General features: G+C 59.3%; 12 protein-coding genes. 7 read left to right on the top strand and 5 right to left on the bottom strand.

The window, feature by feature from the left end:
* Positions 1-213 precede the first annotated feature (213 nt).
* Positions 214-1,932, bottom strand: a complete 1,719-nt coding sequence (gene poxB / locus CFII64_RS05665) for a ubiquinone-dependent pyruvate dehydrogenase (RefSeq protein ID WP_020289815.1) — start codon at positions 1,930-1,932, stop codon at positions 214-216.
* A 128-nt stretch (positions 1,933-2,060) separates the two neighbouring features.
* Positions 2,061-3,950, bottom strand: a complete 1,890-nt coding sequence (mrdA, locus tag CFII64_RS05660; protein WP_020289814.1) for a penicillin-binding protein 2 — start codon at positions 3,948-3,950, stop codon at positions 2,061-2,063.
* A gap of 455 nt (positions 3,951-4,405) precedes the next feature.
* On the opposite strand from mrdA, the gene CFII64_RS05655 reads away from it, so the two are divergent.
* Genes CFII64_RS05655 through CFII64_RS05645 form a run of 3 tightly spaced genes read left to right on the top strand, consistent with a single transcriptional unit; the run spans position 4,406 to position 8,148 of the window.
* A complete protein-coding gene (locus CFII64_RS05655) occupies positions 4,406-5,155 on the top strand; it encodes a gluconate 2-dehydrogenase subunit 3 family protein (RefSeq protein WP_020289813.1) in 750 nt (249 codons plus the stop codon).
* A 6-nt stretch (positions 5,156-5,161) separates the two neighbouring features.
* Positions 5,162-6,925 (top strand): GMC family oxidoreductase, encoded by a 1,764-nt coding sequence (locus CFII64_RS05650; RefSeq protein WP_020289812.1) that lies wholly within the window; start codon positions 5,162-5,164, stop codon positions 6,923-6,925.
* The gene (locus CFII64_RS05645; protein WP_020289811.1) at positions 6,922-8,148 is read left to right on the top strand and encodes a cytochrome c; all 1,227 of its coding nucleotides are present in this window, start codon (positions 6,922-6,924) and stop codon (positions 8,146-8,148) included. Before CFII64_RS05650 ends, CFII64_RS05645 begins: the two co-directional genes overlap by 4 nt.
* A gap of 66 nt (positions 8,149-8,214) precedes the next feature.
* Here the strand turns inward: CFII64_RS05645 and CFII64_RS05640 are convergent, their stop codons facing one another.
* The gene (locus tag CFII64_RS05640; RefSeq protein ID WP_020289810.1) at positions 8,215-8,610 is read right to left on the bottom strand and encodes a helix-turn-helix domain-containing protein; all 396 of its coding nucleotides are present in this window, start codon (positions 8,608-8,610) and stop codon (positions 8,215-8,217) included.
* Positions 8,611-8,697: 87 nt separating this feature from the next.
* Here CFII64_RS05640 and CFII64_RS05635 point away from each other — a divergent pair, with 87 nt between their 5' ends.
* Together CFII64_RS05635 and CFII64_RS05630 are read left to right on the top strand one after the other, a co-directional pair.
* Entirely contained in the window at positions 8,698-9,555 is an 858-nt protein-coding gene (locus CFII64_RS05635) for an SDR family oxidoreductase (RefSeq protein ID WP_020289809.1), read from the top strand.
* A gap of 131 nt (positions 9,556-9,686) precedes the next feature.
* Complete coding sequence (locus tag CFII64_RS05630) at positions 9,687-9,995, top strand: RcnB family protein (protein WP_020289808.1); 309 nt, start codon at positions 9,687-9,689, stop codon at positions 9,993-9,995.
* Positions 9,996-10,032: 37 nt separating this feature from the next.
* Here the strand turns inward: CFII64_RS05630 and CFII64_RS05625 are convergent, their stop codons facing one another.
* Positions 10,033-10,791, bottom strand: a complete 759-nt coding sequence (locus CFII64_RS05625; RefSeq protein ID WP_020289807.1) for an SDR family NAD(P)-dependent oxidoreductase — start codon at positions 10,789-10,791, stop codon at positions 10,033-10,035.
* Between the two features lie 136 nt (positions 10,792-10,927).
* Between CFII64_RS05625 and CFII64_RS05620 the strand changes: the two genes are divergently transcribed.
* Positions 10,928-11,827, top strand: coding sequence for a LysR substrate-binding domain-containing protein (locus CFII64_RS05620; protein ID WP_020289806.1), 900 nt, complete (start codon positions 10,928-10,930; stop codon positions 11,825-11,827).
* 54 nt (positions 11,828-11,881) lie between these two features.
* Positions 11,882-12,712, top strand: coding sequence for an AraC family transcriptional regulator (locus tag CFII64_RS05615; RefSeq protein WP_020289805.1), 831 nt, complete (start codon positions 11,882-11,884; stop codon positions 12,710-12,712).
* Here the strand turns inward: CFII64_RS05615 and CFII64_RS05610 are convergent.
* Positions 12,709-13,296, bottom strand: a complete 588-nt coding sequence (locus CFII64_RS05610) for a LysE family translocator (RefSeq protein ID WP_020289804.1) — start codon at positions 13,294-13,296, stop codon at positions 12,709-12,711. The two genes, CFII64_RS05615 and CFII64_RS05610, sit on opposite strands and share 4 nt — an antisense overlap.
* Between the last annotated feature and the right edge of the window lie 140 nt (positions 13,297-13,436).

Below are 13,436 nucleotides of genomic sequence, written 5' to 3'. Positions count from 1 at the left end.
GATTTTCTGGAGATTGACTGGGGTGATTCAAGTCGGTGCGGCGGGTGATCGAAATGCGCTTTTAATGGGCAGAAAATCCCTGCTCGCGTAGTTCCTGGGACCGGCTTCAGCGGGAGAATGCAACGCCCGACGACGCAACCGCTGCGCATGTACCGGCCTGCTCCCGGCTAAAGCCGGTCCTACGGGTTGTGTGGACGGGATCTACCTTGAGCGCTAGCGCAAATTGGTTTTCGCCAACTCAAACACTTCATCCCCGCGCCCGCTGAGTACGGCGCGCATCATGTACAGGCTGAAGCCCTTGGCCTGGGCCAGTTTGATTTTGGGCGGGATGCCCAGTTCCTGCTTGGCGGTGACCACGTCAAGCAAGACCGGACCCGGATGGTCAAAGGCCTTGCGCAAGGCCGCTGGCAGTTCCTCGGCGTTTTCCACACGAATCCCCAGAATCCCTGCGCCGAGAGCGATGCCCGCGAAGTTGGTCTCGTACAGATCAGTGCCGTGGGGAACGTAACCGCTGGCTTTCATTTCCATGTCCACGAAGCCCAGCGAGCCGTTGTTGAACACCACCATTTTGATCGGCAGGTTGAGCTGGCGCACGCTGAGCAAGTCGCCCAGCAGCATCGACAGCCCGCCATCGCCGCACATGGAAATCACCTGGCGCTCCGAAAATGCCGCCTTGGCGCCCAACGCTTGCGGCATGGCGTTGGCCATCGAGCCATGGTTGAACGAGCCGATGAGCGCGCGCTTGCCGTTCATGTGCAGGTAACGCGCAGCCCACATCGTGGGTGTGCCGACATCGACGGTGAAGATCGCGTCGGCATCGGCCTGCTCATCAATCAGCCTGGTGAGGTATTGCGGATGGATAGGATTGCCGGGGGATGACGGCGTGGCCAATTCATCCAGCCCTTCCCGAGCCTTGGCGTAATGCTTGAGCGCCTTGTCCAGAAAGCGCCGGTCTTCGTGGCGATCCAGTTTGGGCAGCAATGCCGAAACGGTTTCTCTGACGCCGCCCACCAGGCCCAAAGCAATCGGCGTACGCCGCCCGAGTGCGCTGGGATCGAGATCAATCTGCACGATTTTCGCGTCGGCCGGATAGAAATTGCGATAAGGGAAACTGCTGCCGAGGATCACCAGCGTGTCGCAGGACATCATGGCGTGGTAACCGGAGCTGAAACCGATCAGGCCGGTCATGCCCACGTCGAAGGGGTTGTCGTATTCAACGTATTGCTTGCCGCGCAAGGCATGCACGACGGGAGCGCCGAGCCGGTCGGCCAGCGCCACGACTTGTTCATGAGCGTCGGCACAGCCCGCGCCGCACAGCAAAGTGATGGCCTTGGAAGCATTGAGAACATCGGCCAGTTGCTGAATGTCTTCGTCGACCGGCGTGACGCTGGGCGCCGCGACATTGACCCACTTTGCCGGGACGTCCGGCGCATCGCTCAAGGCGACGTCGCCGGGCAACACAATCACCGCAACGCCTTGCTGACTGATCGCCGCGCGCATTGCCCGCTCCAGAACGCGAGGAAACTGCTCGGGATTGGTGACCAGTTCGACGAAGTGGCTGCACTCCTTGAACAGTTCCTGCGGGTGGGTTTCCTGGAAATACCCGAGGCCGATTTCCGACGAGGGAATATGCGCGGCAATCGCCAGGACCGGCACCCGGCTGCGATGGCAGTCGTACAACCCGTTGATCAAATGCAGATTGCCCGGCCCGCAACTGCCCGCACACACCGCCAGCTTGCCTGTGGCCGCCGCTTCAGCTCCGGCAGCGAACGCGGCGACCTCTTCATGGCGCGTGTGCATCCAGCGGATGGCGCCGAGTTTTTCCAGGCTGTCGGTCAGGCCGTTGAGGCTGTCGCCGGTGACGCCCCAGATACGGGTAACGTCGGCTGCGGCGAGGGTCTGTGCGAGGTGATCTGCGATGGTCTTGGACATGCGGGATTCCTTGTCGAGACAGATGTTGGATCGTGCCGGTATTGCGGCACGCATCAGTCATCGACCCGCTGCGGTCGGGACAAGTTCAGATCAGATCAGATCGCAGGTCCGTTGGAGCGCTTCGGCATCTAAACATGCGGCACTTCCGGCTTGGTCGGGGTGGCGTATTGCGCCTTGAGCTTGCCGTCCTTGTCCAGCAGCCAGGCGTCGAGAATCTGCCGCACCACCGGACCGGCAACCCGGCCACCCGCTTCGCCGTTCTCGATCATCACCGACACCACGATCTTCGGATGCGCCGCCGGGGCGAAGCCGACGAACAAGGCGTTATCGCGGTTGCGTTCGAGGGTCTTCAAGCGGTTATAGCGCTCGCCCTGCTTGATCGCCACCACTTGCGCCGTGCCGCTCTTGCCAGCAATTCGGTATTGCGCGCCTTGCGCCGCAGCGCGGGCGATGCCACGGGCATCATGCATCACCATCTGCATGCCTTCGTTGACCTGATTCCACTCACTCGGATCGTGCAACACGATATTGGGCATCGGATGCTCGTCGACCGGCGCGACATTGCCGACGGTCATCGCCAGATGCGGCCGAACCCACACGCCTTTGTTGGCGATCAACGACGTCGCCTGCGCCAGCTGCAAAGGCGTGACCTGCATGTAGCCCTGGCCTATGCCGAGAATCACCGTTTCGCCGGGGAACCACGCCTGCCGCCGGGTGGCGCGCTTCCATTCCCGGGACGGCATCAGTCCTGCGGCTTCTTCAAACATGTCCAGCGAGACTTTCTGGCCAAGGCCGAACATCGTCATGTAATCGTGCATGCGGTCGATGCCCAGCTTGTGCGCCAGGGTATAAAAGTAGGTGTCGTTGGAGCGCATGATCGCCGCGTCCAGGTCCACCCAGCCATCGCCGCTGTGGTTCCAGTTGCGGTATTTGTGGTCGAAGTCCGGTAGCTGGAAATAGCCGGGATCGAAGACCCGCGTCGACGCGTTGACCACGCCGCTGTCCAGGCCGGCAATCGCGACCTCCGGTTTGATGGTCGAGCCCGGCGCGTAGAGCCCGCGCAGCACTCGGTTGAACAGTGGCCGATCGATGGAATCACGCAGCGCAGCGTATTCCTTGAAGCTGATACCGGTGACGAACAGGTTGGGATCAAAGCTCGGTTTGCTGACCATGGCCAGCACTTCGCCGGTTTCCGGGTCCAGCGCCACCACCGAACCACGCCGGTCGCCCAAGGCTTCTTCGGCCGCTTCCTGCAGGTGGATATCCAGACTCAGGGTGATGTTCTTGCCCGCCGTCGGATCGGTATGTTTGAGCACCCGCAACACCCGGCCCTGGGCGTTGGTCTCGACTTCCTCATAACCCACATGGCCGTGGAGTTCCGATTCGTAGAATCGCTCGATGCCGGTCTTGCCGATGGATTGCGTGCCTCGGTAATCCACGGAATCCAGTTGCTTGGACTCTTTCTCGTTGATGCGCCCGACATAGCCGATGGAATGGGCAAAATGCGCACCCAGCGGATAATGGCGGACGAACTGCGGTTCGACTTCGATGCCCGGCAACAGGAACTGATTGACCGCCAGCACGGCGATCTGCTCTTCAGTCAGCTCATATAACAGCGTCACCGGCTCGAAAGGATGACGCGCCTGCTTGAGGTCTTTGTCGAACAGAATCCGGTCTTCGTCGGGGAGCTTGAGCAACTCCATGAGTTCGTCGATGACCCGACGCCAATCCCCTGCGCGCTCGCGGGTCAGGGTCAGGTTGAAACTCGGACGGTTGTCGGCCAGCACCACACCGTTGCGGTCGAAGATCAGGCCGCGTTCCGGCGTAATCGGCAATACGTGCACGCGATTGTTTTCGGAAATCGTCGAGTGATAGGCAAATTCGGTGACTTGCAGGAAGTACATCCTGGCCACCAGACAGCAACTCAATATGGCCACGAACAAGGCGCAGGCGATCAACCGTTTGTTGACCAGGCGCGTCTCTTTTTCGTGATCCTTCAAAGGTATTGGATCAGGCATTGCTACAGCTTCTCGGTGGAATGACGAACCTTTGGAAGGTTACGCGAAAATATGTATGAATAAATATTTCCTGGATTATGCCTGCCCACGATAGCAACGCGCATGAATATGAAGAGATTTGTCTTCTGAAAACGGTATCAGAAAGGATCAAGCAGGGTATTATTGCAATTACCGTAACAGTTAATTGCAAAATGAAGGCAGTGCAACTTTTAGTAACACATCTATGATGGCTAAACCCGTGGAAAAGATGGCTGCGATCTCTGGAGTTGTCCCGCTCAGCGTGCGCCTTTCGCATGCAGCATGACCAGAGACTAAATGCCACACCCTCGCGTTAGCTCTCATTCGTCCCGTCGGTTGCCTGACGCGGACGTAAAACCGTGCACTGATCTCGAAGAACCAGCCCTTGACGGGGCTTGCTTGTGTTCGCCCGTCAGCGGTCTTCGCAGGAGTCCTGAATGTCTGAAAAACCCTCCAAAGGCCTGACCCGGCGCCAACTTCTGGTCTCATCCGCCACCTCCATTGCCGTCGGTGCCGCCGCGAGCGCCAAGGCCGCAACCCTGGCCGGCCTGCCGCAATGGGTGCCCTTTGACCGAAACGGTCCGATGCACTACGACACGCCCGGCTGGCAGTTTTTCACCGCCGACGAAGCGCGTGAAGTCGAAGCCATCGTTGAACGGCTCATTCCCGCCGACGACCTCAGTGTCAGCGGCAAGGACGCCGGTTGCGCGGTGTTCATCGACCGCCAGCTGGCCGGCGAATACGGCACATTCGACCGCCTGTATATGCAAGGTCCGTTCGAAAAAGGCACGCCGATGCAGGGTGATCAATCGCCGTTGGTGCCCCAACAGCGTTATCGCCTGGGGCTGGCCGGTCTGGCCGGTTATTGCCAGAAGCAATTCCAGAAAGCCTTCAGCGCCCTGAGTGCCGAAGACAAGGACAAAATCCTGACGGATCTGGAAAAAGGTGCGATCAGCCTTGATGGCATCGACGCCAAGCTGTTCTTCCAGCAGGTGCTGGGCAACACGATGGAAGGCTTCTTCGCCGACCCGATCTATGGCGGCAACCGCGACATGGTGTCGTGGAAAATGATCGGTTTCCCCGGCGCGCGTTATGACTACCGCGACTACATCGGCCTGCATAACCAGAAGCTCGACCTCGTACCGATTTCCATCATCGGCAGCTCCGCCTGGAACAAAAAGGGTTAATTGGACATGGCTAAGAAACTACCTTCCACCGACGTCGTGGTTGTCGGACTCGGCTGGGCCGGTTCCATCATCGCCAACGAACTGGCCGATGAAGGCCTGAGCGTTATCGGCTTCGAACGCGGCCCATGGCGAGACACCGCAAGTGACTTCAACATCGCCTCGGCCACCGACGAGCTGCGCTATTCGCGCCGTCAGGAACTGATGCTGCGCACCAAGCAAAACACCACCACCATGCGTAACAGCGTCACCGAAACGGCGTTGCCGATGCGCACCTGGGGCTCTTTCCACCCCGGCAACGGCACGGGCGGCGCGGGTAATCACTGGGCGGGCATCACCTTCCGCTTCCAGCCCCACGAATTTCGTCTGCACAGCTATCTGACCGAGCGTTACGGCAAAGAGCTGTCCCCGGAACTGACCCTGCAAGACTGGGGCACCGATTGGGAAGAGATGGAGCCGTTCTACACCAAGTTCGACCGTCTGGCCGGCGTTTCCGGCAAGGCTGGCAACATCAAGGGCGTGATCCAGGAAGGCGGCAATACCTTCGAAGGCGCACGTTCCGAGGAATACCCGAACCCGCCCACCGAGCAGACCTACGCGCCAACGCTGTTCGCCGAAGCCGCGCGCAATCTGGGTTACAAGCCGTTCCCGGTGCCGTCAGCGCTGGTGTCCCGTGCCTACACCAACTCCCTTGGCGTGACCATGGGCGCTTGTACCTTCTGTGGTTTCTGCACCAACTACGGTTGCGCCAACTACTCCAAGGCCAGCGCGATCACCACGGTGTTGCCAGTACTGATTCGCAAGCCGAACTTCACCGCCAAAACCAACTGCGAAGTGCTGCGCGTGACCATGGACAGCACCGGCAAGCGAGCGACCGGGATCATCTTTGTCGACGCCAACGGTGACGAGTTCGAGCAACCGGCCGACCTGGTGGTGATCAGCGCGTTCATCTTCGAAAACGTGCGCCTGATGCTGCTTTCCGGCGTGGGCAAGCCTTACGATCCGGTCACCAATACCGGCACCACGGGCCGCAACTACGCGTACCAGACCGCCAACAGCGTGCGGATGTTCTTCGACGACAAGAACTTCAACCCGTTTATCGGTGGCGGCGCCATCGGCATGGGCATCGACGAATTCAACAACGACAACTTCGACCATTCGGGACTTGGTTTTGTCGGCGGCGGCAGCACCCGGGTCACACCGATTGGCGCAGCGCCCATCGACTCGCGGCCTTTGCCACCCGGCACTCCGGCCTGGGGCGCGGCATGGAAACAGGCGACCGTGAAGAACTACGCCAGCACCATGTCCATCGGTTGCGAAGCCAGCAGCTATTCGACACGCACCAACTACCTGTCGCTGGACCCGACCTACAAAGATCCACTGGGTCGGCCGCTGTTGCGCATTACCTTCGACTTCCCGGAAAACGATCGCAAGATGGCCGCGTACGTCACCGGTAAAGTCCAGGAAATCGCCAAGAGCATGAACCCGCGGCAAATGGTCCCGAGCGCGCAAACCGGTCACTGGAACAGCGCGCCGTATCAGTCTTCGCACATCGTTGGCGGCTTCATCATGGGCGCCGATCCGAAGACCAGCTCGGTGAACAAATACCTGCAAGTCTGGGACGTGCCGAATCTATTCGTGGTCGGCTCCTCCGCCTTCCCGCAGAACCCCGGCTACAACCCCACCGGCACCGTTGCGGCGCTGGCCTTCAAGGCCGCCGATGCGATTCGCACCCGCTACCTGAAACGCCCTGGGGAGATGATCACCGTATGAAGACTCTTCTTTCGGTTTGCGCAGGCGTGCTGGGCCTGGCCCTCAACGTTGCACACGGTGCCACCGGTGCCGATTCCTACAATCTGGTGGAAAAAGGCCGCTACCTGACGACATTGGGCGACTGCACGGCTTGCCACACCCTGCCCGGCAAACCGGCGTTTTCCGGTGGCGTCGTGCTGGACACGCCGTTCGGCAAACTGTTGGGTGCCAACATCACCCCTGATCCAGTCAACGGCATTGGTCGCTGGAGCTTCGAAGATTTCCAGAACGCCATGTCCAAAGGTCACGGCCTGGACGGCAAGCGTCTGTACGGCGCGATGCCGTACACCGCTTACACCAAGGTGCTGCGTCAGGACAATCAGGCGATCTGGGCCTATCTGCAAACCATCGAGCCTGCGGACAACAAGGTCGAAACCAATCAGCTGCCCTTCCCGTTCAACATTCGCACAAGTTTGTTGGGCTGGAACCTGTTGAACTTCCAGGAAGGCGAGTTCAAGGCTGATCCGAAGAAGACCGAGCAGTGGAACCGTGGCGCGTATCTGGTGCAAGGCCTGGGTCACTGCGGCACCTGTCACACGCCGAAAAGCCTGACGGGCGGTGACAAAAACGACCAGTTCCTCGGTGGCGCCAACCTGCAGAACTGGGTCGCGCCGAACATCACCGCCGACGCTCACAGCGGCATTGGCAGCTGGTCCGAGGACGACATCGTCAAGTACCTGAAAACCGGTGCCAACCGCTTCGACATCGCCTCCGGCCCCATGGCCGAAGAAGTCGAGCACTCTTCCCAGCACTGGAAAGACGAAGACTTGATGGCGGTTGCGGTGTTCCTCAAGGACGGCAGCAAGCCCGCCAATCCGCCCAAAGCCCTGGCGGCGACCGACAGCGCAATGGTCGCGGGCAAGGCGATCTACGCTGATCGCTGCTCGGCGTGCCACGTCGGCAACGGTGAAGGCGCAGAAAACCTGTTCCCGAAACTGGCCATGGCGCCATTGGTCAACGGTGCCGATGCATCGTCAATGATCCGTGTTGTGCTGGCCGGCAGCCGCGCTGGCGCCACCGATGCAGCTCCGACCGCACCGGCGATGCCATCCCTGGGTTGGGCGCTGTCCGACGACAACGTCGCCAACGTCCTGACTTACGTGCGCAACAGCTGGGGCAACGCGGCACCGGCCGTGTCCAGCGCGGACGTCAAGGCTGTGCGCGAGCAATTGCAGCCCAAGTAAAACGCCGCAATGAAAAATGCCCGGCCTTGTGATGAGGCCGGGCATTTTTTTGTTCGGAATAAAATCCTACAGACCCCGCGCCTCCATGATTCTTGGCAGATTCCCTTCGATCCAGCTCGCCAACGTATCGACCTGCAACGCCACTTCTTCCCCCAAAGGCGTCAACCGGTATTCGACGTGGGGTGGCACCACGGGCAGCGCCTTGCGCTCGACAAAGCCATCGTGTTCCAGATTCTGCAGGGTTTGCGACAGCATTTTCTCGCTGACACCGCCGATCTTGCGCCGCAGTTCGCTGAAGCGATGCATGCCGCCGCGCAGCACCACCAGGACCAATACGCCCCAGCGGCTACAGACATGGCTGAGGATAATTCTTGATGGGCAATCGGTGGCCATCAGCTCCCCGGAACGGGCTTGCATGAGGGTCGAACAGAACTCTGTGGGAACCGTTTCACGTTGCGTCATGACACTTACCTTTTTGTACGTACTTACGAAAGGTTAGCATGATGCTTATGCTTGGGCTTCTTTAAATGCCTAGCAAGGAAATCTGCCATGTACGTCGTCACAGGTGCAACCGGCCAACTCGGCCGCCTGGTCATCGAACAATTGCTCATGGTCGTCCCGGCCGCGCAGATCGTCGCGGCCGTGCGCAGCCCGGAAAAAGCCGCCGACCTGATTGCCCTGGGCGTCAAGGTCCGGCATGCCGACTATGCCAGGCCAGAAACATTGGACAGCGCATTCAAAGGTGCAGAAAAGCTGCTGCTGATCTCCTCCAGTGAACTGGGCCAACGTGCGGCGCAGCACCAGGCCGTGATCGATGCCGCCAAGCGCGTCGGCGTGCAACTGCTCGCTTATACCAGTGTGCTGCGCGCCGATTCTTCACCCTTGAGCGTGGCCGTCGAACATCGTCAGACCGAGGCGGCGCTGCACAAATCAGGCCTGCCTTTCGTGCTGCTGCGTAACGGCTGGTACACGGAAAACTACACGGCCGGCATCCCCGGCGCGCTGGCGCATGGCGCGGTGTTCGGCAGCGCCGGCAATGGCCGGATCAGTTCCGCGCCGCGAGCTGATTACGCCGCTGCGGCGGTGGCAGTGTTGACGGCCGAGGACAATCAGGCGGGTCGCAGCTACGAATTGGCCGGAGACGATTCCTACACGCTCGCTGAGTTTGCCACTGAATTGTCGAAGCAGACCGGCCAAGCCATCGGCTATACCGACCTGCCTGAAGCTGACTTCAAAGCCGCGTTGATTCAGGCGGGTCTGCCGAATTTCGTCGCGGCGTTGTTGAGCGACTCGGATGCCGGCGCGTCCAAGGGCGCGCTGTTCGATGAGGGGCATCAGCTCAGTTCGCTGATCGGTCGCCAGACCGTGCCGCTGGCACAGACCGTCGCGGCTGAACTGCAAAACTGATCCACGCGCCGTTCGCCTGTGTGCAGTTGGGGCGAACGGCATCTTCAAACCGAATGTTTTTTGACAGCGGTGGTCCTAGCTACACGAACAGAGCATTACGCACTGAGCCGTTAGCACATCAGGAACTACTTATGAACCGTAAATCGCTCATCGCTTGTCTGGCTATTCTTGGCTGCGTTTCTGTCACCAGTGTCGCCGTCCAGGCTCAGGAAAAGTCTGAACCGACAGTTGAACAATCCAAAGAGAATATCCGCGACCTGGAAAAAGGCGACCGCGCTCCTGCCAAATTCCAGCGCCCCGACGCCGCGCTGAAGGACTGGAGCAAGCGTGGCTTGAAAGAGCCGTCCAAAGAAGCCCAATGGGTCAAGATCAATGACAAGTACGTGATGGTGCAGACCACCAACGGCCAGATCACCGAGATCGTGCCGGTCACTAAATAACAGCCTGTAGGGGCCAACTTGTTGGCCCCTACAGGTTTTAGAGAAAAATCCCGCCTGACGCCTCGATCCGCTGCCCGTTGATCCATTTCCCGCCGTCACCCAGCAACATGCTGATCGCTGCACCGATATCATCGGCTTCGCCGACACGTCCCAGTGCGGTGCTGGAGGCGATCATTTGGTTGACCTCAGGATTGTCGCGCGTTGCTCCGCCGCCAAAGTCAGTCGCAATCGCGCCAGGCGCCAGCACGTTGACGTTGATGCCGCGTGGTCCCAGTTCCTTGGCCAGGTAACGGGTCCAGACTTCGATGGCACCTTTCATCGAGGCATAGGCCGCGTAGCCAACCAGGCTGAAACGCGCAAGTCCGCTGGAAACGTTGACGATGCGCCCGCCGTCAGCCAGCAATGGCAGCAGTTTCTGGGTCAGGAAAAACGGCCCTTTGAAGTGAATATCAACCAACTGATCGAACTGCGCCTCGCTGGTTTCAGCGAAGCTGTTGTAAATGCCGACGCCCGCATTGTTGACCAGAAAATCAAACTGACTGACCTGGAAAACGTCCCCAAGCGTCTGGGCAAGTTGCGCGCTGAAAGCATCGAAGCTGCTGCTGTCGCTGACATCCAGCTGCAACATGTGTGCACGACCACCAAGCGCCTCAATTTCAGCGACCACCGCTTGGGCTTCGGCCTGCTTGCTGTAATAAGTGCCGATGACATCCACACCTTGAGCCGCAAGATGCAACGCCGTGCTTTTGCCAAGGCCGCGACTGGCGCCGGTGATCAGAGCGATTTTCTTGTTCATGGGGCATTCCTCATAGGGAGTGGTCAGGGAGTGGGAACGAGTCTATTGTTCGCTACACACGCGATAAACTGTGAAAAATCGAAATAACTAGTCGCCTCAACCGAACAATTAGCCCGACTCACAGGTTTGCCAATCCATGAACAAACTCGAACTGTTGCGCACCTTCGTGCGCGTTGCCGAGCTTTCGAGCTTCACCCAGGCCAGCGAAGCCTTGGGCCTGCCGCGCTCGACCGTGTCCGAACAGGTCCAGGTCCTCGAAGAACTGCTTGGCACGCGCTTGTTATTGCGCACCACGCGCCGGGTTCAGGTCACGCCTGATGGACAGCTTTTGTACGAACGCAGCAAGGACATGCTGGCGCAAATGGATGAGCTTGAAGGCTTGTTCCGCAACGATGCAATGCTCAGCGGTCGGTTGCGAGTCGATATGCCCACCGCCATGGCACACAACATTCTCCTGCCGCGCCTGAGTGAATTTCTGAGCCTGCATCCAGGGATCGATCTGGAAATAAGCAGCACGGATCGGCGGGTCGATCTGGTGCGCGAAGGCTTCGATTGCGTCTTGCGCATCGGCGAGCTGCCGGACTCGCATCTGGTGGCGCGCAACCTGGGCGACTTGTCGATGGTCAATTGCGTCGGTGCCGGTTATGCGCGGCAATATGGCGTGCCGACCAGCCTCGCGGAGTTGCAGCAGCACCGTTTGATCAACTATGTGATGGCGTTCGGCGCGAGCACTGCGCACTTCGAATACCAGGATCAAGACAAAACCTGCACAGTGGCAATGCCCCACAGTGTGACCGTCAATAATGTTCAGGCTTATGAAGCCGCCTGTCTGGGCAATCTGGGCATCGTCCAGTCGCCGCGCATGGGCATGCGTAAACATCTGTTGCGCGGCGACTTGATTGAAATCCTGCCTGAGTTTCGTCCCGCCCCGATGAAAATTTCCCTGGTGTACGCCCATCGCCGTCACTTGCCGGAACGCTGTCGGGTGTTCATGGACTGGTTTCAGGGGTTGCTCGAGTTGCACAATGCCGCTTGAATGCGAGATAGGCTAATCTCACTTATCCACATGACTCCTTGGGACTCACCCGGCATGGACCAGCAAAACGCCGATCACTCGGCCGCACCGTTTTTCTGGCGCGACGCGCGCTTGCCTTTCATCGAGGCGCGCTCGGTGGGCGATGGGCGCAAGCTTTGCTATGCCAAACACTCTCATGAGGTGTTTTCCATCGGCGCAATTACCGCCGGGCAAAGCACTTACCTGCATGAGAAAACCCGCCAGCGCGTGCAAAGCGGCACTGTGGTGCTGATGAATCCAGGTGATGTGCATGCCTGCAACCCGATTGCCGACCAGCATTGGTCGTACCTGATGCTGTACGTCGACAGCCTGTGGCTACGAAACCTTCAGCATGAGCTGGGGATGGACGCCAATCTCGATTTCCAGCCCATTGCCCAGACGCACAGCAGCTCCGTTGAGTTATATCGAGGGATCAATCAGCTGTACGCCACCTTGATCGACGCCGAAACGGATGTGCTCGGCAAGCAATGTGCTGCGGTTACCTTCTTCACCCTGATGCAACAGACACTGGGCAGTGCCGTGCTGCAGGTCGATCAACCGGTGAATCGCGTAGAACGGGCTGAGCAGTACATCAACGATCACTTCAAGGCCGCGATCAGCCTCGACGATATCTGCAACGCTGCAAATATATCGGCGTCGTACCTGATTCGCGCCTTCGAGCAGCGCTACCACATGACGCCCCATGCCTACCTGATCAATCGACGGATTCAACACGCCCGCACCCAGCTCAAAAGCGGTCGTTTGATTGCCGATGTTGCCCAGGAAACCGGCTTTGCCGATCAGGCGCATTTTCAACGGGCTTTCAAAAAGCATCTCGCCGCGACGCCAGGCCAATACAAGCTTTAAGCGGCCAGCAGATACCAGGCGCAGCCCACCAGCAGCAAGGCCATGCAACGGTTGAACACGCGAATGCCCAGCGCGCTGCTTAAATAGTGGCGCAGGAAAGTCCCGGCAAACGCCCAGCACGCCAGAGACAAATAACAAACCACCAGGTAGATCGCGGCAAACTGCCAGATCAGCCGCGCTTCACCGCTGGCGGCAAAGGCACCCATCCCGGCAATACACGCTAGCCAGGCCTTGGGATTGAGCCATTGCATGATCGCGCCGTACAGCATGGTCGGCCGGTCACCGGCCTGATCGACGCTTAAGCGGCCGTCGTCTCGGGCCAGTTTCCACGCCATGTACAACAGAAAAGCCACCCCTGCCCACTTGATCCCTTCAGTCAGGAACGGCCACTGAATCAACACCTCATGCAAGCCGAAACCGGTCAACACCAGCAATAACGTGAAGCCCAGCGTTGCGCCGGTCACATGTTGCAACGCCGGTCCGAGACCGAATCTCGCTCCCGAACTCAAGGCAACAATATTGACCGGGCCCGGCGTGATCGACGAAGCCAGCGCAAAGGCGGCCATGGAAAGAAACACACTCATCTGAATACCCTGACTGAACCCGAAAATGAGTCGATCAGGGTAAAGATGAGCATGCGCAGCGTATTGAAGAAAATTACCCAGCCGTGTGCAAAAAACCCGCCGCCAGGCAACGCAAATGCTGATCATCTGGCGCCGATAGG

The organism is Pseudomonas sp. CFII64 (genome assembly GCF_000416235.1).
In the GTDB taxonomy this organism is placed as follows: domain Bacteria; phylum Pseudomonadota; class Gammaproteobacteria; order Pseudomonadales; family Pseudomonadaceae; genus Aquipseudomonas.
Note: the sequence above shows the minus strand (reverse complement) of the source record. Positions and strands in the feature narration are given on the sequence as shown.

Coding starts and splice junctions, on each gene's coding strand:
- CFII64_RS05625 (WP_020289807.1), bottom strand. CDS start 10,791: ATGAACAAGAAAATCGCTCTGATCACCGGCGCCAGTCGCGGCCTTGGC.
- CFII64_RS05640 (WP_020289810.1), bottom strand. CDS start 8,610: ATGACGCAACGTGAAACGGTTCCCACAGAGTTCTGTTCGACCCTCATG.
- CFII64_RS05615 (WP_020289805.1), top strand. CDS start 11,882: ATGGACCAGCAAAACGCCGATCACTCGGCCGCACCGTTTTTCTGGCGC.
- CFII64_RS05655 (WP_020289813.1), top strand. CDS start 4,406: ATGTCTGAAAAACCCTCCAAAGGCCTGACCCGGCGCCAACTTCTGGTC.
- CFII64_RS05650 (WP_020289812.1), top strand. CDS start 5,162: ATGGCTAAGAAACTACCTTCCACCGACGTCGTGGTTGTCGGACTCGGC.
- CFII64_RS05620 (WP_020289806.1), top strand. CDS start 10,928: ATGAACAAACTCGAACTGTTGCGCACCTTCGTGCGCGTTGCCGAGCTT.
- CFII64_RS05645 (WP_020289811.1), top strand. CDS start 6,922: ATGAAGACTCTTCTTTCGGTTTGCGCAGGCGTGCTGGGCCTGGCCCTC.
- poxB (WP_020289815.1), bottom strand. CDS start 1,932: ATGTCCAAGACCATCGCAGATCACCTCGCACAGACCCTCGCCGCAGCC.
- mrdA (WP_020289814.1), bottom strand. CDS start 3,950: ATGCCTGATCCAATACCTTTGAAGGATCACGAAAAAGAGACGCGCCTG.
- CFII64_RS05630 (WP_020289808.1), top strand. CDS start 9,687: ATGAACCGTAAATCGCTCATCGCTTGTCTGGCTATTCTTGGCTGCGTT.
- CFII64_RS05635 (WP_020289809.1), top strand. CDS start 8,698: ATGTACGTCGTCACAGGTGCAACCGGCCAACTCGGCCGCCTGGTCATC.
- CFII64_RS05610 (WP_020289804.1), bottom strand. CDS start 13,296: ATGAGTGTGTTTCTTTCCATGGCCGCCTTTGCGCTGGCTTCGTCGATC.